Below are 25,154 nucleotides of genomic sequence, written 5' to 3'. Positions count from 1 at the left end.
CAGCCACGGGCAGCCACTGGCTGCGACAGGCAACGCCAAGCAACACCTAGCAAGGAGAGAGGGAAGCGCGTGGGGTCCCCGACCGCCCGTCCCGCCGCCGGCCACGACCGTGCGCGTGCCGGTTACGACCGTGCGCGGCACGGCATCCACAATCTGCGCCGTGCCGAGGTCATAGCCGACCCCGGGCTCTACTGGAGGGCGATATCCGAGCTCCCGCCCGTCTTCTACGACGAGGTGGGAGGCGTCTGGGTCTGTGCCGGGTACGCCGAGTCGGTAGAGATCCTCGCCAACCACCGGGCGTTCTCGTCCGCGCGCCACCACTCCCCCGACGACCTGGCGGCGCGCGGCATGAGCGGCATCGTGCCGACCGCCGAGATGCTGTCCGCGCAGTTCCTGTTCAACGATCCGCCGGACCACACCCGGATCAGGAACGCCCTGCGCGCCGAGTTCTCGCCCGCCGGTCTGCAACGGCACGACCCGGACCTGCGGGCCATCGCCGACCGGGCCCTGGACGCGCTGCCCGACGCCGGGACCATCGACCTGGTGCGGGACTTCGCGGAGCGGCTGCCCGAGCACCTGATGACCCATCTGCTCGGCATGAGGGGGCGCGGCGCGGAGCTCACCGAGTGGGCCGACGCCTACGAGCGTCTGCTCAGCAGCGTCTCCACCTTCCCCAGCCGGGCCGACCTGGAGACGGTCCCGCTGCTCGACAAGGCGCTCGCCGGGCTGCGCGAGCTGGCCGCCGAACGCCTCGCCGCGCCCGGTGACGACCTCGTCTCCGTCCTGGCGACGGCGTTGCGGGACGACTTCGCCGCCGATCCCGCGAAGGGTCCTGAGGAAGGATCGGAGGAGGGTTCGGGGGAGCGATCGGGGGAGCCCTGTGAGCCGTCCGCCGAGCTGCTCCAGCTCGTCGCCGCCAACGCGCTGGTCCTGGTCGCCGGTGGCTATCAGACCCTGACGCATCTCGTCTCCAGCGGGCTGCTGCTGCTCGCCGAGCACCCGGAGCAGCTGCGGCGGCTGCGGGACGACCCTTCGCTCGCCGATTCCGCCGTGGCGGAGGTGCTGCGGATCGACGGGTCGAGCCAGTACGTGGGGCGGCACGCCGTGCGGGACATCGAGGTCGGCGGGGCGCGGATGAAGGCCGGGGACGGAGTCCTCGTCCTGCTCGCCGCGGCCAACCTCGACCCGCGCAAGTTCACCGACCCCACCGCCTTCGACATCACCCGCAGCGAGGGCCGCCACCTCGGCTTCGGCTCCGGTCCGCACTACTGCCTGGGCGCGCCGTTCGCCGAACGTCTGGCGCGCTGGGCGATCCTCGGCTTCGTCGAGCGCTACCGGCGGTTCGGGCTCTCGCCGGTGGAGGCGGACCCGGTGGAGTGGGGGCCGCACTGCAACACCCGCTCACGGCGCCGGGCGGCGCTGCTCGTGGGCCGTACGGCCGAGACCGCGCCCCGGGAGCCGCACCAGCCCGATGCGGTGCCCGCGGCGAAGACGGTCACCGACCTCGAACGGCACCAGATCGTCGCCGAGTGGAACGACACCGGCGCCGACGACGGTGCCGCGCAGATCTGCTGGCAGCTGCTCTTCGAGGAGCGGGCGCGCCTGGCGCCGGACAGCACGGCGGTCGAGGACGAGGGCGTCGTGTACTCGTACGCGGACATCGACGCGCTGGCCAACGGCGCCGCGCACCGGCTGCGCGAGCTGGGCGTCGAGCCCGAGACGGTCGTCGCGATCAGCATGGAACGCTCCGTGCGGCTGGTGGTCGCCATCCTCGCCGTCGCCAAGGCCGGGGGCGCCTTCCTGCTCGCCGCCTCCGACTGCCCCGGCGAGCGGCTGCGGACCATGCTGGAGCAGACGTCCGCGCGGCTCGTCGTCGCCGACGACGCCACCGGGGACCGGATCGCGGCGCTGGGCCTCCCGGCCGACGTCGTACGGCTCGATCCGGCCGCACGCGCCGCCGCCCCGCCGATCACCGGTGTCGCGCCGGGCAACACCGCCTACGTCGTGTTCACCAGTGGCACCACGGGACGGCCGAAAGCCATCGCCAACAGCCACGAGTCGCTGACGAACCTGCACCTCGCGCAGCGCGCGGTGTTCCGGATCCGGCCGCAGGACCGGGTGCTGCAGTTCCTGTCGCTGAACTTCGACGGCTTCATCTCCGAGGCCGTGCTCGCGCTGCTGTGCGGGGCGACGCTCGTCGTCGCGCGGACCGCGCAGCTGACCCCCGGCCCGCCGCTGTCGCGGCTGCTGCGCGAGCGGCGGGTGAGCGTCGCCATCATGACGCCGTCGGTGTGGTCGGTGCTCGCGCACGATCCGCTGCCCAACCTGCGCATCGCGGCGTTCGCGGGCGAGCGGCTGCCCGGTGCGCTCGTCCGCCGCTGGACGGCGCCGGGCCGCAGGCTCCTCAACCTCTACGGTCCCGCCGAGGCTGCGGTCTGGTCGACCTGGCACGAGTGCGCCGGTGAGGACGACCCGCCGATCGGGCGCCCGGTCGCGGGCAAACGGGTCTACGTCCTGGACGAGGAGCGGCAGTTGCTGCCCGCGGGAACTCAGGGCGAGCTGTACATCGCGGGGATCGGTGTGGGCCGCTATCTGGGGCGCCCCGACCTCATGGCCGAGTCGTTCATGCCGGACCCCTTCGCGGGGCGGCCGGGGCGGTTGATGTACCGGAGCGGTGACCTGTGCGTCTGGCGGGAGGACGGCTCCCTGGAGTACGTCGGCCGCCGCGACCGGCAGGTCAAGATCCGGGGTCAGCGCGTCGAACTGTACGAGGTCGAGCGCGTGTTGGAGAAGGCGCCCGGGGTGTCCTCCTGCCACGCGGTCGAGCGCGACGGCCGGCTGCACGCGTTCGTCGTGCCCGAGGGGCCGGGGTCCTGGGACGAGACGGCGGTACGTCGCCATCTCGCCGAGCGGCTGCACGGAGGCATGATCCCGGCGGCGTTCACCGTCACGGAACAGCTGCCGCTGACCTCGAACGGGAAGGTGGGACAGCGGGAGGAGACGGCGGGGACCGACACCGGCACCGTCGCTTCCGAGCCCGCGCCGATCGCGACAGCGCCCGCTCCGGTTCCAGTGGCACCCGCTCCGGCCCCCGCGGCACCCGCCCCCGTCACCGCGGGGTCCACCCGCGTCACATGGGAGCTGGCCCGGCTGTTCTCGTCGTGTCTGCGCGTGCCGCAGGTCCAGGTGAAGCTGGACACCGACTTCTTCTCCGCGGGCGGTGACTCGCTGGCCATGGCGGAGTTCATGGCGGCCGCCGAGGACCGCTTCGGCATGGAGATCGACATACAGCGACTGCTCGACGAGCCGACCCTGGCCGGACTGGTGCAGCTGGTGAGCGAGGGGCGTACGGCTCAGTGAACGACGGAACTATACAGACCGCCACGGAGCGGGCGCGGCCGGTAATCCATGAGTGGGGGGACGGGACGGACACGGCTGCCCGGCCCGTCGTGATCGTGCACGGCTCGGTGGACCGGAGTGACACCTTCCGCCGCGTGGTCGACGATCTGCCGGGCCGCCCGGTGCTCGGCTACGACCGGCGCGGCTGGGGCGCGTCCCGCCCGCTCGGGGACGCGGACGTCGACTTCGCGGTGCACGTGCGCGACCTTCGTACGGTCCTGGCGGAGCAGCCCGTGCCGCCGGTCGTGCTCGGCCACAGTTACGGCGCCCTCGTGGCGCTTGCCGCCGCGGCCGCGGACCCGTCGCGTGTCGCCGGGATCGTCGCCGTCGAACCGCCGGTGCGCTGGCTGCCGTGGTGGCCCGTCGACGACCCTTGGGAGCGGACCGTGCGCGGCGCGGCCGCCGAGGGAGGGCCGGAGCAGGCGACGCGGGCGATGCTGGCCGAACTGCTCGGCCCCGCGAGCCGGTTGCACCTGGCGCGCGCCCGGCCGTCCGACCTCGCGGCGGACGGGGCGGCCCTGATCTCCGAGATGACGGACCCGACGGTCGACGTGCCGTCCTTCGACCCGCTGACGTTTCCTCTCCCCACCGCGGTGGCGGCCGGATCGCGGTCGGCGCCGCATCACGCGGAAGTGGCACGGCGGCTCGCCGAGCTGCTGCCGCACGGCCGGTTCGCGGAGATCTCCGGCGCCGGGCACGCCGCGCACGTCAGCCACCCGCAGGAACTCGCCCGACTGGTACACGAGATCGACACGGTCATCGACACGTCCGAGGAGCAACACCGATGATGCCCAACGCACTTGAGAACGCCGTCTACGGACTGCTCTCCACTCCGGTGCTCCACACCGCCCTGGAACACGGGGTGTTCACCTCCCTCATCGAGGGCGGGCCGGGCACCGTCGCGCACCTCGCCGCGCGGCTCGACGTCGACGAGGACACGTTGGAGCGCATGCTGCTCGTCCTGACGTCCCTCGGTGTCGTGACCCGCGCGACGGGCGGCGAGTACGCGCTGGCCGCCGACGCCGAGCCGTTCCTCGACCCGGGCAACAGCCGCTACCTGGGCGGCTTCATCAAGCACCTCACGGAGGAGACCCAGGGCCGCCTCGGCCGCCTCGACACCTACCTCGCCGAGGGGAAGCCGACCACGGAGGCGTCACCGTTCGACGACGTGTACCGGGACGCCGAGTCGCTGCGGGCGTTCATGCGCGCCATGTGGGACCTGAGCTTCGGCGTCTCGCGTGAGCTGGCGCCCCTCGCCGGGATGGCGGGGACGAAGCACCTCGTGGACGTCGGCGGGGCCACCGGACCGTTCGCCGTGGCGGCGCTGCTCACCGACCCCGCGCTGCGCGCCACCGTCTTCGACATGCCCGCGGTCGGCCCGCTGGTCGGCGAGGACGCCGAGGCACGGCCGGTCGCCGACCGTCTGGACTTCATCGGCGGTGACTTCTTCGCGGACGAACTCCCGCAGGGCGACTGCCTCGCCTTCGGCTACATCCTCTCCGACTGGGACGACCACACCAGCGTCAAGCTCCTGGAGAAGGCCTACCGGGCGTGCCAGGCACCCGGCCGGGTCCTCATCATGGACCGCCTCTTCGAGGACGACCGCACCGGCCCGCTGGCCACCGCCGCGATGAACCTCGTGATGCACATCGAGATGGCCGGAAGGCACCGCACGGCTGCCGAGTTCATCGCCCTGCTGGAGCGGGCCGGGTTCGAGGACTGCGAGGTGCGGCGGTCCGGCGGCGAGAAGCACGTGGTCATCGGGCACAAGCGGTAGCCGCGGGCTCGGAGCCGTCCACCATGCCCGCGGTCAGCGTGGTGCCGTCGCGCGGGTCGATGAGGATGAACGAACCGGTGCGGCGCGAGTCGGCGTAGGCGTCGAGGGGCAGCGGCTCGGCGGTACGCAGTCGCACCCGGCCGATGTCGTTGGCGGCGAGTCGGCCGGGGTGCGGGTGCTGGGAGAGGTCGTCGAGGGTGAGCCGGGACGGGATGTCCTTGACGATCGCCTTGACCGTGCGGGTGCCGTGTTTGAGCAGTACCCGGTGCCCGACGGTCAGCGGCGTGTCGGCCACGTGGCAGACGGTCGCCGTCACGTCCTGCGTGAGGGTCGGCGCGGCCGCGCTCGGCACGATCAGGTCGCCGCGCGAGACGTCGACGTCGTCCTGGAGCAGGACCGTCACCGACTGCGTCGTCCATGCCGTGCCGACCGGTTCGCCCAGCACGTCGATGCCGGAGATCTTCGTGGTCCGGCCGGACGGCAGGACGGTGACCTGCTCGCCGACGCGGAACGTACCGGCGACGATCCTGCCCGCGTAGCCGCGGTAGTCGGGGTGTTCGGCGGTCCGCGGGCGGATCACGTACTGCACGGGCAGCCGGGCGGCGCAGGGCTCCGGGTCGTGGCCGACGGGCACGGTCTCCAGGTGTTCCAGGACGGTCGGGCCGCCGTACCAGTCCATGTGCGCGGACGGCTCCACCACGTTGTCCCCGGCGAGCGCCGAGATCGGGACGGCGGTGACCTCGGGGACGCCGAGCCCGGTCGCGTACGCCGTGAACTCCTCGGCGATCGCGGCGAACACGGACTCCTCGTACCCGACGAGGTCCATCTTGTTGACCGCGAGGACGACGTGCGGGACGCGCAACAGGGCCGCGATGGCGGTGTGGCGGCGGGTCTGCTCGACGACGCCGTTGCGGGCGTCGACCAGGATGATCGTCAGCTCCGCCGTGGAGGCGCCGGTGACCATGTTGCGGGTGTACTGCACGTGGCCGGGGGTGTCGGCGAGGATGAACCGGCGCCGGGCCGTCGCGAAGTAGCGGTAGGCGACGTCGATGGTGATGCCCTGCTCGCGTTCGGCGCGCAGGCCGTCGGTGAGCAGCGCCAGGTCGGGGGCGTCGGCGCCGCGGCTGGCCGAGGCGCGCTCGACGGCCTCCAGCTGGTCGGTGAGGACCGACTTGGAGTCGTGCAACAGCCGTCCCACGAGCGTGGACTTGCCGTCGTCGACGGAGCCCGCGGTGGCGAAGTTCAGCGTGTCGACGGTCGTACCGGCCAGAACACCCATCAGAAGTACCCCTCGCGCTTGCGGTCTTCCATCGCGGCCTCGGACATCTTGTCGTCGGCGCGGGTCGCGCCGCGCTCGGTGAGGCGGGACCCGGCGATCTCGGTGATGACGGCGTCCAGCGTGGTCGCGTCGGAGTCGACGGCGCCGGTGCAGGACATGTCGCCGACCGTGCGGTACCGCACGAGCCGCTTCTCGACCGTCTCGCCCTCCTTCGGACCGCCCCACTCGCCCGCGGTCAGCCACATCCCCGCCCGCTGGAACACCTCACGCTCGTGCGCGAAGTAGATCCCGGGCAGTTCGATGTCCTCGCGGGCGATGTACTGCCACACGTCCAGCTCGGTCCAGTTGGACAGCGGGAACACCCGGACGTGCTCGCCCGGCGCGTGGCGGCCGTTGTACAGGTTCCACAGCTCGGGGCGCTGGCGGCGCGGATCCCACTGCGAGAACTCGTCCCGCAGGGAGAACACGCGCTCCTTCGCCCGCGCCTTCTCCTCGTCGCGGCGCCCGCCGCCGAAGACCGCGTCGAACCGTTCCTGAGCGATCTTCTCCGTCAGCGGCACCGTCTGGAGCGGGTTGCGGGTGCCGTCAGGACGCTCCTTCAGCACACCGCGGTCGATGTAGTCCTGCACCGAGGCGACGTGCAGGCGCAGGCCGTGCTCCGCCACGACACGGTCGCGGAAGGCAAGCACCTCGGGGAAGTTGTGGCCGGTGTCCACGTGCAGCAGCGCGAAGGGCACCGGCGCCGGGGTGAACGCCTTCAGCGCCAGGTGCAGCATGACGATGGAGTCCTTGCCACCGGAGAAAAGCACCACCGGGTTCTCGAACTCGCCCGCCACCTCGCGCAGGATGTGCACCGCCTCCGACTCCAGCACGTCCAGGTGCGAGAGGTGGGGTGCGCCGCCGGTCGGCAGCCCCGCGGCGGATGACGCGACCGTGGTCATATCAGTCCCCGTTCGGTGAGCATGAGGTGGACGCCGTCCGCCGAGACCGAGACCGGCTCGCGGTGCGTGTGCAGGCGCAGGTCCGGGCGCTCGGGCGCCTCGTACGGGTCGTCCACCCCGGTCACGCCCTGGATCGCGCCGGCGGCCTGCTTCGCGTACAGGCCCTTGACGTCCCGCACCGAGCACACCTCCACGGGCGCCGCGACATGGATCTCCAGATACGGGATGCGCGCGAGGTCGTGGCGGAGCCGGACGCTCTCGCGGTTGGCGCGGTAGGGCGCGATGACCGGGACCAGGACGATGACGCCGTTGCGGGCGAGCACCTCGGCGACCATGCCGATCCGCCGTACGTGGGTGTCGCGGTCCTCGCGGGAGAAGCCGAGTCCCGCCGAGAGGTTCCCGCGGATCTCGTCCCCGTCGAGGACCTCCACCCGGTGTCCCTCCGCGCGCAGCCGGGTGGCCAGTTCCTGGGCGACGCTGCTCTTTCCGGCGCTGGGCAGGCCGGTGAGCCAGACCGTGCAGCCGGTGCGGTGGCGGACCCGGGACGACGGAGGGGAGGCCACGACGACCGGCGTCTCCTCCGCCACCCGCGGGTCGCCGCCGGTCCGTACGGCGCCGAGGATCGACCGTGCGAGACGCGCGGCCTGCTGCCGGATCTCCGGGACCGCGGTGGTCTCCCACAGTTCGCCGCGCCGGTGCGCGCCGAGCGTCCACAGCGAGCGGTATCCGTCGCGGGACCGCAGCTGTCCCACGGGGGTGCCCGCGAGTCCGATGCCCAGCGGCCCGGGCTCGGCGAGCCCGGACGACAGCAGGCACGACAGCAGGGGGTCGGCGGATTCGGCCGGGCGGAGGCCCGGCCCGGAACAGTCCACCACCCAGCCGACCCGCACGGGCGCCGAGCCCGTCGGTGTGACGGTCAGCGCGTCCGGGTCCATCCGGGTCCCGGCGGCCTCTCCCACGTGCAGGCGCAGCCGCCGGGCGGTCCTGAGCCGGGTGACCGCCTCCGCCGTCTCCGGGGCCATCCGGTGCCGGAGCACGTTCCAGCGGGGCCGGTCGGTGCGCAGGAACTCCGCTCGCTGCTCGTCGTCCAGGGCGCTCCACAGGCCGGCGGTCAGCGGCCGCAGGCCGTCGACGGCCGGACGCCAGTCGCCGTGTGCGCGCGTCACCTGCCGGACGTGCCGCAGGACCGCGGCACGCAGCGGGCGCAGCGGCAGGCCCTCCAGGGGTTCTGCCGGTGCCACGGGCGGCAGCGGCGCGACGGCGTGGGCCTCGGGCAGCAGGCCGTGGCGGGACAGGACGTGAACGGTGCGGCCGGGGCGGGCGAGTGTCAGAGCGACGTCCACGGCGGTGAGTCCGCTGCCGACGAGGAGTACGTCCGCGTCGTCGGCGAGCGGTCCCGCGAGCGCGTCGGGGGCCCAGGGGTCGGCCACGAACCGCTTGGACGCGCGGAGTTCGGGTGACGCCCACGGGGAGCGGCCTGCCAGCGGGCCGGTCGCGAGCACCACGCTGTCGGCGGTGACGCGGGTGCCGTCGGCGAGGGTCACCCGGGCGCGGTCGCCGCGCCAGGCGCAGGCCGTCGCGCGGGTGTGCAGGCGCCGGTAGGTGACCAGGCCGCCCGCCCGTTCGACGGAGGCCGCCGAGGTGGCGGCGAGGTAGTCGCCGTAGTGGCGCCGGGAGACGAAGGAGCGGGCGGTCGCGGCGGGTTCGCGGTGCCGCACGAGCCAGTCGACGAAGTGGCCGGGCCGGTCCGGGAGGCAACTCATGCCCCCGGCGGGGACGTTGAGGAGGTGCCGTGGGTCGTCCGTGGCGAAGGCGACGCCCGCGCCGGTCCGCGGGCTCGGGTCGACCAGCGTGATCTCCACGGGTGTGCGGCGCCGGACCGCCTCGTCGGCGACGTGGATGACGACCGTGGTTCCGGCGGCTCCGGCGCCCACCACCACGATTCTGTGCGGGACATGTGCGCGTGTGCCGGGGAGCATCTGCACCTCCGCTGGGATTGTCCACCAATTCGATAGGTTATATGTCAGGGGGTGGACCCAGCGCTCCCAACGGTTCGTCAAATGTCGGGAAGCAGCGGCAGGTTGACCGAAAGTGACCTGGCGTGGCCCCGACCGACCCACGGAGGCTGATGCGTATGCGGATCACGGCCCGGACGGACTACGCGATACGGGCGATGGCCGAACTCGCGCGCAGTCCGCAGTCACCGCAGAAGGCCGAGCAACTGTCCGACTCGCAGGGCATACCGGTGCGTTTCCTGCTCTCGATCCTGCGCGAGCTGCGCCAGCACCGTCTCGTGCTCAGCAGCCGCGGGCCCGACGGGGGGTACCGGCTCGCCAGGCCGCCGGAGGAGATCTCCATCGCCGACATCATCCGGGCCATCGACGGTTCGCTGGCGAACTTCCGCGATCTCAAGCTCAGCGACCTCAGCTACCCGGGTCCGGCGGCCGCACTGCCGGACGTGTGGCGTGCGGTGCGGGTGAGCCTGCGCCAGGTCCTGGAACGGGTGACGCTCGCCGACCTGGCGGTCGGCGAGCTGCCACCCTCGGTCCGACAGCAGGCGCGGGAGTACCGGGAGGACGTCCGGTACCCGCCCTCCTGACCCACGCCCTCTCAGGCCGCCTCGTCCTCGCGGCGTGCCCCCGCCACCGCCTCCCGGCGTCCCCCGCGGTGCTGGCCGGACGGTCCGGACTGCCGGGCGCGTCCGGCGTGCCCGGGGATCAGGCGCAGGTGGCGTCGGTGGCGGCCGGAGGGTGGTGGGGTCTCTGCTTCCATACGGCTCTCGATCCGGTCCATACCGACCAGCAGCAGTCCCATGACCGGCAACAACAAGAGAGCGACAATTAACATCTGCGGCAACCTCCCCGCGGCGTCCCTTCCCGGTTGCCCCTCGCGGGCGCCTTCACCGGTCCCGAGATGTGAAGGTCCCGCAACGCCGCCCGGGCGGCCCCACCCGACGGGGGTGAGGGCGCGGGAACCACGTTTCATCCGCGCCGACGCGAGCATGCGGCTACCACGCGTTACACAGAGCAGTTGCACACAGCAGTTGCGCAGCACTGACACCGATGCCGCTTGCGGCGGAGAGGAACCGCGCGATGACCGACAGAGTCCCGGCTCCCGGGAACCCGAACAGCCACATCTCCGTCGCCCGCCTCCTGGACTGCGCGGTGGAGGGCAGCGACGGATCGATCGGCAAGGTGGACCCGGCCTCGGAGGAGGTGGCGCCCGACCATGTCGTCGTCGACACCGGCGGGACGCTCCTGAGCAGGAAGGTCCTGCTGCCCCTCTGGGTCGTCTCGCACGTCGACGAGGCGACCCGCACCGTCCACGTGCCCCACACGAAGGACCACGTCAGGGACGCCCCGCGCTTCGACAGGGACCTGCGGGTCACCGACCCCGGTTACCGGGCGCGGATAGACGCGCACTACGCCGGGTCTCCCGGGAGCTGACTCCCCCGCCGCACCGGGACGTCCGAAGGAAACCTATAGTTTCCGGGTGTATTCGCGAATAGACCGCAGCATGGAGCGCGCCGCGTGGCGTCGGCCACGGGTGCTCCTGTGGGCCGGGGCGGGTGTGGTGGCCCTCGGGATGCTCGTCGCCCTGGAGGTCGCGGCCCGGCACTACGGCGGCGTGCCGGGACCCCTCACCAACCAGGCGCGCGAAGTGCTGTTCCCGCCCAAACCGGGGCCGCTCTACGGCGGCCTCGCGTTGATGATGGTGGTGCTCACCTGGCGGCAGAGATGCATCGCCGCCGGTGCCGCGATCGGCATCGACGCCGTCTTCGTGCTGGTGCGGTGGCTGGTCGACGCCGACGTGCCCGAGGGGCAGTTCTTCGGCAACGGCGCCCTCTGGGCCATGCTGGGCTGCGCGGTCTTCGCGATCACCCGCCGCACCGGCGAGCAGCGCGTCCTGCTCCTGAAAGGCGTCGGTCTCGGTCTGCTCCTCGTGGCGGGCCGCAAGACCGGTGACACATGGCTGCTCATCACGGCCAAGACCCACCCCACCGTCCTCGACCCGTACGTGGCCGTCGCCGACCACGCCCTGGGCAACCCGTCGTGGCTCGCGGGCCGCCTCCTCGATGCCGGCGGCCCGGTCGTGACGCACGTGACGGACCTCGTGTACGCGCAGCTGGCGGTCGCCGCGGTCGTCGTCGCCCTCTACCAGCTGCGCAACGTGGCCGCCGATGGCCGCTTCCCGCGCCACCACCTGGTGCGCACCTTCCTGCTGATCGGCGTCCTCGGGCCCGCCTTCTACATGATCTTCCCGGTGGTCGGCCCGATCTTCGCCTACGGCCCCGGCACCTCCGGCACCGGCGGTCTCCAGTGGGCGGTGGCCGACCTGTGGCCGCACACCCCGCCGCCGATCACGGCCCCGCACCCGGTGCCGTACGACGGGATCACCCCGCGCAACTGCATGCCCAGCCTGCACACCGCGTGGGCCACCGCGATCTTCATCCACTCCCGGAAGGGACCGCGCTGGCTCCGGTACGCGGGCACCTTCTGGCTCGCCGCGACCCTCACCGCGACGCTGGGCTTCGGCTACCACTACGGCGTGGACCTCCTCGCGGGCGTGGTGTTCTCGCTCACCGTCGAGGCGGGTCTCCGCACGTTCGACCGCGGCTGGGACCGGTCGGGGGTCCGCCTCGTCGCCTACGGCACCGCCGTGTTCGCCGCGCTCCTCGCCTCGTACCGCTTCCTGCCGGTGGAGATGGCCGAACACCCGTGGATGTCCGGCCCGCTCATCGTGCTCGCGATGCTCTCGGTGATCTACGTGTACGTGCGGACGACCCGCGCGTGGGACGCGCGGCCCGAGCCGGTGCGGCTGCCCCGGCAGGCGGACGCGGACCCCGTGCCGGAGACCCGGAAGCAGCCGCCCGCGCCCGAGCTCGTGTGAGTCATGCGGCGGGCGGCCTGTCGTGCCGCAGGTCGGCGAAGAGCCGGGGCGCCTTCTCCGGGTCCCACTTCAGTACGTTGCCCTTGGACGTGGGGATGCCGATGCCGGACACGGGCACGTTGAGCCGCCTGCCGTGGCCGCCCGAGACGCTCCGCACGGCGCGGAACATCCGGCTGAGATCGGGCAGGCTCATGTCCTCGTCGACGATGAGCGTGTCGAGCCCGGCCCGCGCGGCCGGGCCGATCTCCGTGGGGTCGAAGAGCGTGTCGGGGCGGGCGGCCTGGTGGGCGAGGGTCGACAGGAGCTTCTGCTGGTTCTTCGACCGGCCCAGGTCGCCCTCGCGCTCCTGGTGGCGCTGGCGTACGTAGGCGAGCGCCTGTTTGCCGTTCAGGGTGTGGCAGCCCTTGCGCAGGTCGGCGCCCGACTTCTCGTCCTTGATGTCCCGGTCCAGGCACATCCGTACGCCGCCGATCGCGTCGACGATGTTCACGAACCCGGCGAAGCCGATCTCCGCGTAGTGGTCGATGCGCAGGCCGGTGTTCCGCTCGACGGTGTGCGCGAGGAGCTCGGGGCCGCCGTAGGAGAAGGCTGCGTTCAGTTTGTCTCCTTCCGGGCGTTTCGTCTTGCCCGTCGTCGTGTCGAGGCGGCCGGGCAGGGTGACCCATGAGTCGCGCGGCAGGCTGACCATCGTGGCGCCGTTGGCCCCGGTGTGCAGCAGCATCATCGAGTCCGTGCGCCGCCCGCCGCCCCCGCCCGCGTGCAGGTCCTTCACGTCGCCCTCGGAGAGCCCGTCGCGGCTGTCCGAGCCCACGATGAGGTAGTTGGTGCCCTCGCCGGGCGGCGGGCGGTCCCCGTACGCGCCGAGGTCGACGTCGCGTCGCAGCCGGGTCTCCGCCCAGCCGTACGTGCCGCCCGCCGCGACGACCGCCGCGGCGAGCAGGACGAGCACCGTCCGCCGCAGCCTCCTGCGCTTCTTCGGCCGGCGGGCGTGGGCGCGCCGTGGCCCGTAGCGGGAGCTGGGACGCTCGGCGAACCGTTCGCGCGTGACCGTGGGGTCCGTCTCTGTCATGTCCGGCTCCCTTGCAGGCTCGGCCGCTCCTCCTCGGGCGGCGACGGGGATGGCGACGGGGACGGTGCCTCGACCAGATAGGGGTCGGCCGTGCCCGCCCGTTTCATGCTGTGCCACTTCAGGCGGGTGCCGAGCAGTGCCGTGATCACGGAGTGGATGACCACCAGGTACATCAGCTGCCGGTAGATGAGCTGCTGCAGCGGCAGCGCCCACAGGACCCGCAGCCGTTCGCGGTCGAGCCGCAGCGCGTACGCGGCGGTGACCAGCTGCACGGAGAGGAACCCGAACCAGACGAGGGCGGCCTCCACGGGGTCGCGGAACACCGCGCCGAACAGGGCGAACAGGTCGACGACCGGCGCGCACAGCGGCAGCACGATCTGGAACAGCGTGACGTAGACCGCCACGCGGCGGCCGAAGCGTCCGGCGGGTCCGAGCTCCGTCACCGCGCGGCGGTGCTTCCACATCGACTGGAGGGTGCCGTAGCACCAGCGGTAGCGCTGGCGCCACAGCTGCCGGATCGTGGTCGGCACCTCGGTCCAGGCGACCGCCGACTCCTCGTACACGACGCGCCAGCCGGCCCGCCAGAGCGCCATCGTGAGGTCGGTGTCCTCGGCGAGCGTCTCGTCGCTGACACCGCCGACGCCCATCAGCGCGTCCCTGCGGAAGGCGCCGATCGCCCCCGGCACGGTCGGCATGCACTCCAGGACCTCGAACATCCGCCGGTCCAGATTGAAGCCGAGTACGTACTCCAGGTGCTGCCACTTGCCGAGGAGGCGGCGCCGGTTGCCGACCTTGGTGTTGCCGCTGACCGCGCCGACCGCCGGGTGGGCGAGCGGCTGGACGAGGCGGGCCAGCGCCTCGGGCTCGAAGATGGTGTCCGCGTCGACCATCACGACGATGTCGTGCCTGGCGTACGCCAGGCCGGTGTTGAGGGCGCTGGGCTTGCCGCCGTTGGGCTGCCGGATCACCGTCACGCGCGGGTCGGCGTCGGCGATGGACTCGGCGATGTCGGCGGTGGCGTCCGTCGAGCCGTCGTCGATGACGATGATCTGGAAGTGCGGGTAGGTCGAGGCGAGCAGCGAGTACACGGTGGAGGCGATGCCCGCCTCCTCGTTGTACGCGGGCACCAGGACCGTCACCGGCTCCCGCACCTCGCGCAGCCTGGGCGCCCCCGGCCGGAACCGGCGCAGCCTGCGCACGTGCAGGCGGGCGAACACGGCGAACAGGAGCATCCGCAGGACGCCCAGCACGCCGGTGAGGGTCAGCGCCCACACCATGACGGTGAGGAAGGCGTGCCCGAGCTGCTGCGTCCGGACCAGGCCCTCGCCCTTGATCTCCTGTGCCACCGGGACCTCGTCGGTGAAGGAGGGCCTGCCCAGGCCGCCGCTGATGGTGGTGAACCGCTTCACGCGGTGGTCCCGCAGCAGGTCCTGGGCCTCGTGGTAGCCGAGGTCGGTCTGGCTGTGCTGCGTCACCACGCCCCGCCACGGCTTGCGGTCCTTGTGGTCGGAGGCGACCACCAGGTACCCCTGGTCCGCGGCCCGCTTCGCGGCGGGCCACTGCGGGCCGCAGAGGGTGTCCGCGGCCGTGGTGTGCGGCAGCCGCAGCAGGGTGGTGTTGATGCCCGCCGTGCCCGCGAGAGCGCTCTGCGTGAGGGACAGTTCGAGACGGGCGCGCAGCGGCGACGCGACACCGAGGTCACCGCCGCTGTACGTGTACGAGCCGATCTCGTGGCCCTCGTACAGGATCCGCCGCATCAGCTCCGGATGCTCGGCGGCGTCCTTTCCGTACACGAAGAACGTCGCCTGGGCGTGGTGTCGGCGCAGCAGGTCGAGCAGGCGCGGCGTCCACACCGGGTCGGGTCCGCCGTCGAAGGTGAGCGCGGCGGTGCCGGGCGGCATGGCGGCGGTGGTGACTCCCTTCGGGCCGAACCGCAGGAGCGGCTTTCCGTCGTCGTCGCCGCGCGGGATGGGGCGGGTGCACGGCGGTTTGGCGCGCGCGGCGTCGACCTGGTGGGTCGTCCAGCCCTCGAAGAGGAGGGCGACGGCGACCACGAGGAGGACGAGCAGGAGCACGAGCCAGTGTCCGCGTGGGGGGCGGCGGACAGCGGCGCGCCGGCTCACTGCTCCGCGCCTCCGGCCGGCGGCCTGCCGGATCTGCCGGTGGGCGGGCGGTGGCGGTCGCCGCCGTCACCGTCACTGCCGTGTGCGCTGGTACGCGTAGTCGTGTCCGTACCCGTACCCGTACCCGTACCCATACCCGTATTCGTACCCGTGGTCGTGCTGGTTCCGTTCGTGCTCGGTGGGTGTGTGCCGACGGGGTCACGCAGGCCGCTCGCCAGCGCGCCGACGAACAGCAGGTAGCCGAGGCAGGCGCAGCCGACGAGCAGCGCCATGCCTTGCAGCGCGCGTCTGCGCCAGCCCGACTCGTCGATGAAGACGGGGAGTTGTGGCGCGGCGGCGGCTTCGGGACGTCGCGTCACCGGCGCCGCGCGCGCCGTGTGCGGTGTGCCGGCTATGTGGGGGGTGCCTCGCACTGGTGCTCCTGATCTGCGGCCGCGCGACGCGCGACTCTTTGTATGTGGGGGTCCCCGACCCTACTCGGGCACCCACGGCCCGGGGCAACAGGCCTTTCCGGGAGGCCAGTCGGGGCGAAAAGGCGCAGATCGGCCCAGACAGGTCCGGTCAGATCAGGTCAGACGGAACCGGAGGCGACAGATCGCCGCGTCCGTGTTTCTGCGCACAGCGCGGGCGACGACCGCCCCGCGCCGGTTCTGCAGGATCCGCTGCCACAGGCGCGCCGGTTCGGTCTCGGGGATCAGGACCGTGACCCGCGTGCCCGGGTGGGTCTCGTGGACCTTCGTGACATACGCCGCCACGGGGCCGCCGACCGTGCGGTGCGCGGAGGGGAGTTCGACGAGGTCGACGCCCGGGTTCCACAGCTCCCAGTCTCGGCGCAGCGCGGCCGCGCTCTCGCGGTCCGCGGGTTCGTCGTACGTCACGGTCACCGCGCGCACCTCGTCGCCGAGCGAGACCGCCGTGTTCAGCGCCTCGCAGGTCAGCTTCGACAGGCCGACGACCGGGACGACCACCAACGAGCGTGCGCGGCAAGGGGGTTCGGGCACGCGGCCGATGCCGAGCCGTTCACCGATGCGCGTGTAGGCGCGGTGGACGGTCTCGAAGGCGAGCACGAGCAGCGGCAGCGCGATCACGATCAGCCAGGCGCCGTCGTGGAACTTGGTGGCGGTCACGACGACCGCGCCGACGCCGGTGAGCAGCGCGCCCGCGCCGTTCAGGAGTGCTTTGCCGCGCCGGTTCGCGCCGCGCTCGCGCCGCCAGTGCAGCACCATGCCGGTCTGGGCGACGGTGAAGCCGACGAAGACGCCGATCGCGAACAGCGGCACGAGGGTGTTGGTGTCGCCGCCGGAGAACAGCAGCAGCGCGGCCGAGACGGCGGCGAGCGCGAGCACACCGTGCCGGTGCACCTGGCGGTCGGCCTTCAGGGCGAAGACGTGCGGTACGAAGTTGTCGCGGGCGAGCAGTTCGAGCAGGACGGGCAGGCCGCCGAAGGAGGTGTTGGCGGAGAGCGCGAGCAGCACCATCGTCGCGAACTGGACGACGTAGAAAGCCCAGTTGTGGCCGAGGGAGGCGTCCGCGAGCTGGGCGAGGACGGTGACGCCGTCGGCGGGCCGCAGCTCGAAGCGGGAGATGAGCACGGCGAGCCCGATCAGCATCGCGCCGAGCAGCCCGCCGAGGACGACCTCCGCGTGCTGGGCGCGCCTGGCCCTCGGCTCACGGAACGACGGCACCGCGTTCGCGATGGCCTCGACGCCGGTCAGCGCCGAGCAGCCGGACGCGAAGGCCTTGAGCAGGAGCAGGGCGCCGACCGTCGTGGCGTTGTCGGCGACGACGGAGGCGTGCCCGTCGGCGGCCGCGGTCGAGACCGGGCCGTTCCGGAACAGACCGACGGCGATGAGGGTGAAGATCGCGACGACGAACACGGCGGTGGGGGCGATGAACACCTTCGCGGACTCGACGATGCCGCGCAGGTTCACGGCTGTGATCAGGGCGAGCACCGCCAGGCAGATCGGCAGCCGGTCGCCGTACAGCTCCGGGAAGGCGGAGGTCAGCGCGGCGACACCGGCGGTAACGGCGACGGCGACGTTCAGCACGTAGTCGAGGACGAGGGAGGCCGCGGCGACCAGGCTCGTGCGGCGCCCCAGGTGCCGCTTGGCCACGGCGTAGGAGCCGCCGCCGTCCGGGAACGCGGCGATCACCTGGCGGTACGAGGCGACGAGGACGGCGAGCAGGCCCGCGATGGCGAGGGTGACGGGGAGGGTGAACCCGAGGCCGTGGCCGCCGGCCGCGGCGAGCACGAGGACGATCGCCTCCGGCCCGTACGCCACGGACGCCATCGCGTCGAGGGAGAGCGCGGCGAGCCCGGTCAGGGCGGTGAGCCGGTGCTTGTCGCCGGGGTCCGGGCCCGCCGCCGCGCTCTCGGCGGGGGCGGACCGTGCAGTCAGGATGGACATGCGCTCAGGTTCCGTCCACCGGCGGCGCCCGAAGTACGTCCCTTACGGACCCTTCATGCCGCGGGGACGATTCCTGACGGGGTTCTGACGGTCAGGAGCACTGTCGGTCAGGAGCTCTGGAAGTAGCAGTGGGTGGTCGTGCCCAGGGCGGGGTCCGTGTGGACGCGGACGAGGTCGGTGAGCACGTGCACCATGAGGAGGCCCCGCCCCCGTACTGGTCCTTGGCCGGAGAGTGGCGGCCGGCGAGCGGATCGGTGAGGACGCCCGCGTCACGGACCTCGCAGACGATGTGACCGTCCTCGGCCCAGACCCGCAGCGCGCCCGTGCCCCCGCCGTGCACCACGCTGTTGGTCGTCAGCTCGGAGACGACCAGGGCGAAGTCCTGCAAGCGCGCCTCGGGCATGCCGAGTTCGGTCGCCCGGAGGATGGCGAGATGCCGCACGTCGGACAGCGACTGTTTCGCGTACGCCGCCTGCGGCACGTCGTCGGGGGCCATCAGGGGCTGGTTGTAGCGGGAGACCACCGCTTCGGGCGCGTAGGCGGCGCTCAGCTCCGTCCGGCCCGCGCGGATGACCGTGGGGTGGGTGGCGTGCGCGTCCGCCAGGACCGTTTCTGCCAGGCCCGCCTCGTCGTAGGGGCAGAGAATCGTTGCTTCGCGTCCTTCGAACGCCAGGTTGATCAGGGCCTCGTGCTGCGCGCAGGCCGGGTACTCCGTCGGGGTGCGCCCGGCCCAGATGGGTTCGCCGATGATGCGCGCCCGTCGGCCGGGGTGGGCGTCGGCGAAGGCCCGCAGCACGCGCGGGATGATCCGGCCGGGGTTGCGTCCGGCCTGCGACATGTCGAGCAGCCGCACCTGTCCGGCCCGCTCGCCCAGCGCGTCCCTGATGAGTTCCAGGTTGGCCGCGGGCACCGCCACGGCCACCGCCTCACCCGCGTCGAGCCCCTCGCGTACGAACGGCACGGTTCCCGCCACGTACTCCTCCGTACCCCGGTAGAACAACGCCGGGTGGACGAAGGGCTCGGTCTGGGTCGGCGCGCTCATTTGACGGACACCTCGATTGCCGGCGGATCGGGCCGGAGCGGCTCCGGCGGGCGGGTGGCCCATTATCCCCCACGTGGCTCGAAGCGACGGTGAGTTGAAGTGGAACAAGTTCACCCGTGGCCTCGTCACAGCGGCGGGCGCCTGCCGTGCGGGCGGAGGCGGACGTGCATAACCTGGCCGAAACCGAGCACAGAGGGCGCGGAAGGGAGTCGAGGTGAGCGAGAAGAGCGAGCGGAACGGGAACGGGAAGAGCGGGAACGGGAAGAGCGGGAAGGACGCTCTGCGGACCTACCGCGGCAAGCGGCACTTCGGCAGGACCGCCGAGCCCAGCGGTGAGCACGCGGCCCTGGACGGAGACGAGCGCGCGGCCCGGGACGGAGCAGGAGAGGCCGCCGACGACGAGCCCTCGTTCGTCGTGCAGATCCATGACGCGAGCACGATGCACTTCGACTTCCGCCTCGAGGTCGACGGCGTGCTCAAGTCGTGGTCGGTCCCCAAGGGCCCCTCCACCGACCCGCAGGACAAGCGGCTCGCCATCCCCACCGAGGACCACCCCCTGGACTACCGGGACTACGAGGGCGTGATCCCCGAGGGTGAGTACGGCGGCGGGACCGTCATGGTCTGGGACCGCGGCACGTACCGGCCCACGAGCCACGACAAGCAGCACCGTCCCGTGCCGTTCGCGCAGGCCCTGGAGAAGGGCCATGCCACGTTCGACCTGCACGGCGAGAAGCTGCGCGGACAGTACGCGCTGACCCGCTTCCACGGCCGCGAGGAGCAGGACGCCTCGTCCGGCGGGAGCGCGAAGCCGACCTGGCTGCTCGTACGGACCGGGCACCACTCGGGCGGCGGCACCCCGGATCCCCGGCGCGCCCGCTCGGCCCGCAGCGGCCGTACGCTGCGCCAGATCGCCGAGCAGGGCTGATCGCCTTGCCCCGGAGCGCGCTGGAGACGCTGCCGCCCGACCTGTCGAGCCGTACCCGCGAGGCGTCGCCGGGCGTCGAGCTCGCGGCGTCGCCGATGCTTGCGACGCTCAGCGACCGGCGTGAGTTCCCGCGGGGCTGGGTCTTCGAGAGGAAGCTGGACGGCATCCGCGTCCTCGCCGTCCGCGAGAACGGGCGGGTGACGCTCCGGTCCCGGTCCGGGCGGCGGCTCGACGCCACGTACCCGGAGATCGTCGACGCGCTCGCCGCGCAGGAGTGCGCGGACTTCACCGTCGACGGTGAGATCGTCGCCTACGCGCACGGCCGCACCGACTTCGCGCGGCTCCAGCAGCGCATGGGCCTCACCCGGCCCGCGGACGTCGCGGCCAGCAAGGTCGCCGTGACCTACTACGTCTTCGACCTGCTGCGCCTGGACGGCACGGACGTGCGGCGGCTGCCGCTGCGCACCCGCAAGTCCCTGCTGCGCCGCTCGGTCACCTTCGCCGCGCCGCTGCGCTTCAGCGCCCACCGCAACGCGGGCGGCCCCGAACTCCTCGCGGAGGCGTGCCGGCGCGGCTGGGAGGGACTGATCGCCAAGCGGGCCGACAGCACGTATCAGGGGCGCCGCTCGGACGACTGGCTCAAGCTGAAGTGCTCCCGCGGGCAGGAGTTCGTGGTGGGCGGCTTCACGGAGCCCGCGGGCAGCCGGGTCGGCATCGGCGCGCTGCTGCTCGGCCACTACGACGAGGCCGCCGCCGGGCGGCTGCGGTACGCGGGCAAGGTCGGCACGGGCTTCGACCACAAGACGCTGCTCGCCCTGCGCCGCGAACTCGACGGGCTGCGGGTGGACGCGTCGCCGTTCGACGGGCCGGTCGCGGAACGGTCCGCCCGGTGGGTGCGGCCGCGGCTCGTGGCGCAGATCGCCTTCTCGGAGTGGACACGCGACGGCATGCTCCGCCATCCCCGCTTTCAGGGGCTCCGCGACGACAAGGACCCCGCCGACGTCGTCAGGGAGCGTACGGAGCCCTGAGCAGCGGTTCCGGCTCGGTCTTGCGCCACGCGTCGGCCGCGTGGTCGTACACGGCGAGGCCCCGCGCCTCGAACGCGCGCAGCCAGCCCTCCATCGGCCAGCTGCCCCAACGGCGCTTGTAGGTCGCCCCGTTGCGCAGGATGTCGTCGATGTGCTGGACGGGAGGCTGCTGGGTCGGGTGGTGCTGGTGGTAGGCGGGGGCGCCGCCCACCCACCACAGGTCGACGCCCCGGTGGGCCGCGGTGGCGGCGAAGTCGGTGTCCTCGCCGCCGTATCCGGTGTAGGCCTCGCAGAAGCCGCCGATGTGTTTCCAGGTGCGGGCGGTCAGGGCGAACGACAGGGACCAGAACAGGTGCGGGTCTCCCCCGCGCAGCACTTGGCCGTGGGCCGGGACGGGCCGTGCGGGGTGGGGTTCGGCCAGGTGGTGCAGCTCGTCGAGCGGGTAGCCGCCGCGCGGCGGGGGCGGCAGGTAGGCGACGGTTCCGCACAGCAGCGCCCAGTCGTGGGCGGCGTTGACGTAGCTGTCCAGGAGGGTCGGCCCCGGCACGCAGTCCACGTCGAGGAACACCAGCAAGTCCGCGCCGAGCGCCATGGCCCGGGCCGCGCCCTCGTTGCGTGCGGCGGCGAGCGGCAGCCGTCCGTCGGCCAGCGGCAGCGTGACCACTTCGGCGGCGGGTTCCCTGCCGGTGGCGAGGGGCGCGATGGCCGGGTCGTCCATGGAGACGACCACGTAATGGTCGGGTCCGCGCTCACCATGGGCAAGACCGTCCTGCTGAAGCAACAGGTGCCGGTGGCGACCCGCCGCGAGGGTGATCACCGCGGTACGCATACGACTCCCTCGCTCGACAGGACCGCCGCCTCGACCGGCAGCGCGGGCCGCACCCGGGGACCGGACCGGCCCTCCCCCACCGCCCGCGGCGCCCGGGCCGCGGCGCGCGCGAGAGTGCTCACTGGGATACGCATACGGTCCTCCTCATCGGCCGGGCCGCCAGGTCGCCGAGAAGCCGCGCGGCGCGCCCGGCACCGTCGCCGGGGGACCACTGCTCCCACCGGTCCGGCAGGGCGGCCGCCTCGGCCAGCAGGTCGGGCCACTCCTCGGGGTCGGGCCAGCTCTCCCGGACGGTCGCGAGGCCGGCCGACCGCAGGGCCCGCGCGGTGGCATGCTGCTCGCCGTGGGGACGTTCCTCGGGGATGACCACGGTGGGTACGCGGGCGGCGGCACACTCGGCGACGGCGTTCTGGCCACCGTGCGTGACCACGACCCGGGCCCGGCAGAGCACGGGCCAGGGGTCTTCGAGCCAGGTTGAGGGGTGGCCGTCGTCGGGAATGGGACCACCCTCGCTCCCTGCCGGGCTTCCCAGGACCGTCCACGACCATCCGGGCGTGGCCCGCCGCGCCTCCCGCAGGCGCTCCGCGGTGAGTGCCGTGCCGCCGGCGCCGAGCATCACGACGACCTCGTCGCTCTCCGGGGCGGCGCCGTCGGAGGCGGGCCGGGGTCGTCCGTCGTAGCGGGAGATGCTGCCCGTGTGGACCGTCTTGGCGTGCCAGTGCGCGGGCCAGCCCGGTTCCGGGACGGTGTGCGGCCAGGGGGCGATGAGCGCGTCCGCGAGGTCGTAGCCGAGGCGGTGGGCGGGGTCCTTGCGGTCACCGCGCATGGCCATGACCACGACGGGGACGCCCATGAGCCGGGCCAGCGCCGCCGCCTCCACGGACACGTCGCTCACGAACAGGGACGGGCTTGCCCGGCGTATCCACTGGGCGATGATCCCCATGCGTTCGCGGTGTCCCGCGTGGTGCAGCGGCACCCAGTGCAGGCGTCCGCCGGCCGTGGGGTCGAGCGGGTCGTCGGCGGTGTCCGTCGGCAGGGAGATCCACGGGCCCGCCCATGCGGCGGGGCGGGGAAGGGAGGAGAGGAGGGTGACGCGGTCCGTCGTGCGGGACGCGACGCACATCGCGCGGTGCAGGTGTCCCCGCCCCTGGTGGTGGACGTAGTAGCCGATCACCGCGCCACCTCCTCGTACAGGCGCGTGTACGCGTCGGCGGTGCGGCCCAGCGAGCAGAACCGTTCCGCGCGGCGCCGCGCCTCCCCCCGGTCGAGTTCCATGACGCGCGGTATGAGTGCGGCGAGCGCCGCCACGTCCCCGGGTGGCGCGAGCAGCCCGCAGGCCGGGGTGAGGATCTCCGCGAGGGCGCCGCGGTCGAAGCCGCAGACCGGCGTGCCGCAGGCCAGCGCCTCCGCCACGACCAGGCCGTACGGTTCGTCCCAGCTGGGGGTGACCAGCGCGGCGGCCGACGTGGCGAGGAGCGCGGCGAGCCCCTGCCGGTCGAGGTGGCCGACGTACTCCGCGCCGTCGCCGAGCAGCGGCGCGACCTCCTCCTCGTAGTACCGCTCGTCGGATATCGGCCCCGCGAGCTTCAACGGCACTCCGGCCGCGCGGGCGGCCCGGATCGCCAAATGGGGGCCCTTCTCCGGGACGATCCGGCCCGACCAGGCCACATCGGTGCCGCCGGGGCCCGGTTGCCAGAAGTCGGTATCGATGCCGTTGCGGACGACGCGCGCCGCGGGGACGACGGAGTGCCAGGCCGACGCCGTGTACTGGCTGACGGCGGTGAAGACCACCGGGCACACGTCGTGACTCTGGATGGCGGACTCGAGCCAGGGGGTCGGGGGCGTGTGGAGCGTGGTGATGACCGGGACCCGCAGGGCCGAGGCCATCGCGACGGGCAGGTAGTGCAGGCTGTTGTTGTGCACGACGTCGAACCGGCGCTCGCCGTCCCGCGCCAGGTCGAGCATCAGGCTCAGATACGCGTGGTGCTCCTCTATCCATGCGGTGCTCGGCATGGAGGCGTCGGAGCGGGCCGCCGCGCTCAGCACGACGTGCCGCACGGGGAGTTCGCACGCTCCGAGCGCCGGATCGGAGCCGGGCGCGGCGAACAGGTCCACCTCGTGTCCGCGCCGGGTCAGCGCATGGGCCAGGCCCCACGTGTGCGCTTCGAGGCCGCCCGCGAACGGTTCGGTGATGGGGTGGCGCGCGGACGCGATGAGCGCCACTCGCACGCCGCTCATCGGAGTACGTCGGTGTAGAGGGCGTGGTGTGCCGCCGCGATGTCGGCGCGCTCCCGCGTCCTGTGCCGGACCGCGGCCCGTGGGGCGGGCCTCTGCGCGTGGGCGGCGAGCACCGCCTTGTGCAGGGACTCCTCGTCGAGGCCGTCGTCCTGGGTGTGGCCGTAGGAGTGGCAGGGACGCTGTTGGGCGTAGAAGCCGCAGTCCGGCGCGGCGACGGCGGTGCCCAGGTCGTGGCACGCCTCCAGCCATCCGGAGTGCGTGCCGAACCGGTAGGGCAGCACGGAGAGGTCGAGCGAGGTGAGGTAGTCCCAGAGCTGTTCGTCGTCGAAGTAGTCGTGGACGACGAGCGTGAGGCGGTCCCGTTCGGCGAGGTCGTGGAGCTCGCGCAGAAGCTGCGGGGAGTGGGCCGGGGAGGCCGGGTCCGTCACCTCGCGGTGGAGGTTGACCTGGAGCTCCGCGTCGGGGAGCCCTGCGACGGTGTCGGCGAGGACGCGTACGACGGGCAGCACGTCCATGTTCGGCCGCAGGCTCTTGGCGTGTACGCCCACTCGGAACCGGTCGCGGGACGGTCTGGCCCGGTCCAGGAGCGGCAGGTCCACCACGTGGGGGTGGGGCAGCACGGTCGCCGCCCGGCCCCAGCGCCTGTGGATGGTGCCGGCCGCGCCGTGGGTGAGGGTGATGAGGCGGTCGGCGGCCGGGATGACGACGTTCAGGGCCGCGTCGTGGGCGGAGGGGCCGGGCTGGTGGGGGTTGCGCAGGTCGTGGACGGTATAGACCAGTGGCTTCCGGTGCTCGCGCAGGGCGTCCACGAGGGCCGTCAGCTGGGCGGGGCTCTGCGCGTCGAACCCGAAGTGCAGGTGGAAGACGTCGAAGTCCCGGTGGTGGGCGTCGACCCACTCCGGTTGCAGCATCACCGGCGGCCACCAGCGCGCGGAGGTGCTGGGCGCGCCGTTGGGGCGGGGATCGGCGAGGCGCCGGACGCCGTCCGGTTCCGCTGAGGAGCAGTGCCGTACGTAGACGTGGCCCGCGGGCACCGATGCGACCCGGATCTCACAGGCGGGCGTGGGCGGCGGCGACGTTTTTTCGAGCACGGCGACTCCTCAGTGCGAGGGCTGGGCACTTCCCTCCAGTTTGTAGAGGGCCGCCGCATCGCGCATTCGGAGCGCGACGGAGCGTAAGGACGCAAGCATGTAAAGGCTGTCCCGG

At 72.8% G+C, this 25,154-nt stretch carries 21 protein-coding genes and 2 pseudogenes; 8 read left to right on the top strand and 15 right to left on the bottom strand.

Going from position 1 to position 25,154, the window contains the following annotated elements:
- The first annotated feature begins 69 nt into the window (after window positions 1-69).
- From NOO62_RS31710 to NOO62_RS31700, 3 genes are read left to right on the top strand one after another with little or no spacing between them, the layout of a single operon-like run.
- On the top strand, window positions 70-3,360 hold the full coding sequence (locus NOO62_RS31710; RefSeq protein ID WP_268774219.1) for an amino acid adenylation domain-containing protein: 3,291 nt from the start codon (window positions 70-72) through the stop codon (window positions 3,358-3,360).
- Window positions 3,357-4,187 carry an alpha/beta fold hydrolase gene (locus NOO62_RS31705; RefSeq protein WP_268774218.1) on the top strand — a complete coding sequence of 277 codons (831 nt, stop codon included), beginning with the start codon at window positions 3,357-3,359 and terminating at the stop codon, window positions 4,185-4,187. The genes NOO62_RS31710 and NOO62_RS31705 overlap by 4 nt, the downstream gene beginning before the upstream one ends.
- Window positions 4,187-5,176 carry a methyltransferase gene (locus tag NOO62_RS31700; RefSeq protein WP_268774217.1) on the top strand — a complete coding sequence of 330 codons (990 nt, stop codon included), beginning with the start codon at window positions 4,187-4,189 and terminating at the stop codon, window positions 5,174-5,176. Before NOO62_RS31705 ends, NOO62_RS31700 begins: the two co-directional genes overlap by 1 nt.
- Here NOO62_RS31700 and NOO62_RS31695 read toward each other — a convergent pair.
- From NOO62_RS31695 to NOO62_RS31680, 4 genes and pseudogenes are all read right to left on the bottom strand, one after another.
- Window positions 5,157-6,455 (bottom strand): sulfate adenylyltransferase subunit 1, encoded by a 1,299-nt coding sequence (locus tag NOO62_RS31695; protein WP_268774216.1) that lies wholly within the window; start codon window positions 6,453-6,455, stop codon window positions 5,157-5,159. The genes NOO62_RS31700 and NOO62_RS31695 overlap by 20 nt on opposite strands.
- Window positions 6,455-7,396 (bottom strand): sulfate adenylyltransferase subunit CysD, encoded by a 942-nt coding sequence (cysD, locus tag NOO62_RS31690; protein WP_268774215.1) that lies wholly within the window; start codon window positions 7,394-7,396, stop codon window positions 6,455-6,457. The genes NOO62_RS31695 and cysD overlap by 1 nt, the downstream gene beginning before the upstream one ends.
- Window positions 7,393-7,959 carry an adenylyl-sulfate kinase gene (gene cysC, locus NOO62_RS31685; RefSeq protein WP_268775874.1) on the bottom strand — a complete coding sequence of 189 codons (567 nt, stop codon included), beginning with the start codon at window positions 7,957-7,959 and terminating at the stop codon, window positions 7,393-7,395. The genes cysD and cysC overlap by 4 nt, the downstream gene beginning before the upstream one ends.
- Before the next feature lie 735 nt (window positions 7,960-8,694).
- Window positions 8,695-9,375, bottom strand: a pseudogene (locus NOO62_RS31680) (FAD/NAD(P)-binding protein); the annotation flags it as partial.
- 155 nt (window positions 9,376-9,530) lie between these two features.
- Here NOO62_RS31680 and NOO62_RS31675 point away from each other — a divergent pair.
- Window positions 9,531-9,995 (top strand): RrF2 family transcriptional regulator, encoded by a 465-nt coding sequence (locus NOO62_RS31675; protein WP_268774214.1) that lies wholly within the window; start codon window positions 9,531-9,533, stop codon window positions 9,993-9,995.
- 11 nt (window positions 9,996-10,006) lie between these two features.
- On the opposite strand, the gene NOO62_RS31670 is transcribed toward NOO62_RS31675, so the two are convergent.
- Window positions 10,007-10,210, bottom strand: a complete 204-nt coding sequence (locus NOO62_RS31670; protein ID WP_268774213.1) for a hypothetical protein — start codon at window positions 10,208-10,210, stop codon at window positions 10,007-10,009.
- Between the two features lie 278 nt (window positions 10,211-10,488).
- On the opposite strand from NOO62_RS31670, the gene NOO62_RS31665 reads away from it, so the two are divergent.
- Together NOO62_RS31665 and NOO62_RS31660 are read left to right on the top strand one after the other, a co-directional pair.
- Window positions 10,489-10,842 (top strand): PRC-barrel domain-containing protein, encoded by a 354-nt coding sequence (locus NOO62_RS31665; RefSeq protein WP_268774212.1) that lies wholly within the window; start codon window positions 10,489-10,491, stop codon window positions 10,840-10,842.
- Between the two features lie 70 nt (window positions 10,843-10,912).
- Window positions 10,913-12,286 (top strand): phosphatase PAP2 family protein, encoded by a 1,374-nt coding sequence (locus NOO62_RS31660; protein ID WP_268775873.1) that lies wholly within the window; start codon window positions 10,913-10,915, stop codon window positions 12,284-12,286.
- A 1-nt stretch (window position 12,287) separates the two neighbouring features.
- Here the strand turns inward: NOO62_RS31660 and NOO62_RS31655 are convergent, their stop codons facing one another.
- The 5 genes and pseudogenes from NOO62_RS31655 to NOO62_RS31635 all read right to left on the bottom strand — a co-directional run bounded on the left by NOO62_RS31655 (window position 12,288) and on the right by NOO62_RS31635 (window position 18,928).
- Window positions 12,288-13,355: an LCP family protein gene (locus NOO62_RS31655; protein ID WP_268774211.1), complete on the bottom strand. Its 1,068-nt coding sequence runs from the start codon at window positions 13,353-13,355 to the stop codon at window positions 12,288-12,290.
- Window positions 13,352-15,478, bottom strand: a complete 2,127-nt coding sequence (locus NOO62_RS31650; RefSeq protein WP_268774210.1) for a bifunctional polysaccharide deacetylase/glycosyltransferase family 2 protein — start codon at window positions 15,476-15,478, stop codon at window positions 13,352-13,354. The genes NOO62_RS31655 and NOO62_RS31650 overlap by 4 nt, the downstream gene beginning before the upstream one ends.
- A complete protein-coding gene (locus NOO62_RS31645; protein WP_268774209.1) occupies window positions 15,475-15,891 on the bottom strand; it encodes a hypothetical protein in 417 nt (138 codons plus the stop codon). Before NOO62_RS31645 ends, NOO62_RS31650 begins: the two co-directional genes overlap by 4 nt.
- Before the next feature lie 153 nt (window positions 15,892-16,044).
- Window positions 16,045-17,886 (bottom strand): APC family permease, encoded by a 1,842-nt coding sequence (locus NOO62_RS31640; protein ID WP_268774208.1) that lies wholly within the window; start codon window positions 17,884-17,886, stop codon window positions 16,045-16,047.
- A 107-nt stretch (window positions 17,887-17,993) separates the two neighbouring features.
- Window positions 17,994-18,928, bottom strand: a pseudogene (locus NOO62_RS31635) (anti-sigma factor RsbA family regulatory protein).
- Window positions 18,929-19,142: 214 nt separating this feature from the next.
- Between NOO62_RS31635 and NOO62_RS31630 the strand changes: the two are divergent.
- Window positions 19,143-19,853, top strand: coding sequence for a DNA polymerase ligase N-terminal domain-containing protein (locus NOO62_RS31630; RefSeq protein WP_268774207.1), 711 nt, complete (start codon window positions 19,143-19,145; stop codon window positions 19,851-19,853).
- 5 nt (window positions 19,854-19,858) lie between these two features.
- On the top strand, window positions 19,859-20,881 hold the full coding sequence (ligD, locus tag NOO62_RS31625) for a non-homologous end-joining DNA ligase (protein ID WP_398972132.1): 1,023 nt from the start codon (window positions 19,859-19,861) through the stop codon (window positions 20,879-20,881).
- Here ligD and NOO62_RS31620 read toward each other — a convergent pair.
- From NOO62_RS31620 to NOO62_RS31600, 5 genes are read right to left on the bottom strand one after another with little or no spacing between them, the layout of a single operon-like run.
- Window positions 20,859-21,710 carry a glycosyltransferase family 2 protein gene (locus NOO62_RS31620; protein ID WP_268774206.1) on the bottom strand — a complete coding sequence of 284 codons (852 nt, stop codon included), beginning with the start codon at window positions 21,708-21,710 and terminating at the stop codon, window positions 20,859-20,861. The two genes, ligD and NOO62_RS31620, sit on opposite strands and share 23 nt — an antisense overlap.
- Window positions 21,695-21,844: a hypothetical protein gene (locus NOO62_RS31615; RefSeq protein ID WP_268774205.1), complete on the bottom strand. Its 150-nt coding sequence runs from the start codon at window positions 21,842-21,844 to the stop codon at window positions 21,695-21,697. The genes NOO62_RS31620 and NOO62_RS31615 overlap by 16 nt, the downstream gene beginning before the upstream one ends.
- The gene (locus tag NOO62_RS31610; protein ID WP_268774204.1) at window positions 21,829-22,884 is read right to left on the bottom strand and encodes a glycosyltransferase; all 1,056 of its coding nucleotides are present in this window, start codon (window positions 22,882-22,884) and stop codon (window positions 21,829-21,831) included. Before NOO62_RS31610 ends, NOO62_RS31615 begins: the two co-directional genes overlap by 16 nt.
- Window positions 22,881-23,948, bottom strand: coding sequence for a glycosyltransferase (locus NOO62_RS31605; RefSeq protein ID WP_268774203.1), 1,068 nt, complete (start codon window positions 23,946-23,948; stop codon window positions 22,881-22,883). The genes NOO62_RS31610 and NOO62_RS31605 overlap by 4 nt, the downstream gene beginning before the upstream one ends.
- Window positions 23,945-25,039: a glycosyltransferase gene (locus NOO62_RS31600; RefSeq protein WP_268774202.1), complete on the bottom strand. Its 1,095-nt coding sequence runs from the start codon at window positions 25,037-25,039 to the stop codon at window positions 23,945-23,947. Before NOO62_RS31600 ends, NOO62_RS31605 begins: the two co-directional genes overlap by 4 nt.
- Between the last annotated feature and the right edge of the window lie 115 nt (window positions 25,040-25,154).

Origin of the sequence: Streptomyces sp. Je 1-369, assembly GCF_026810505.1 — a bacterium.
Lineage (GTDB): Bacteria > Actinomycetota > Actinomycetes > Streptomycetales > Streptomycetaceae > Streptomyces.
Note: the sequence above shows the minus strand (reverse complement) of the source record. Positions and strands in the feature narration are given on the sequence as shown.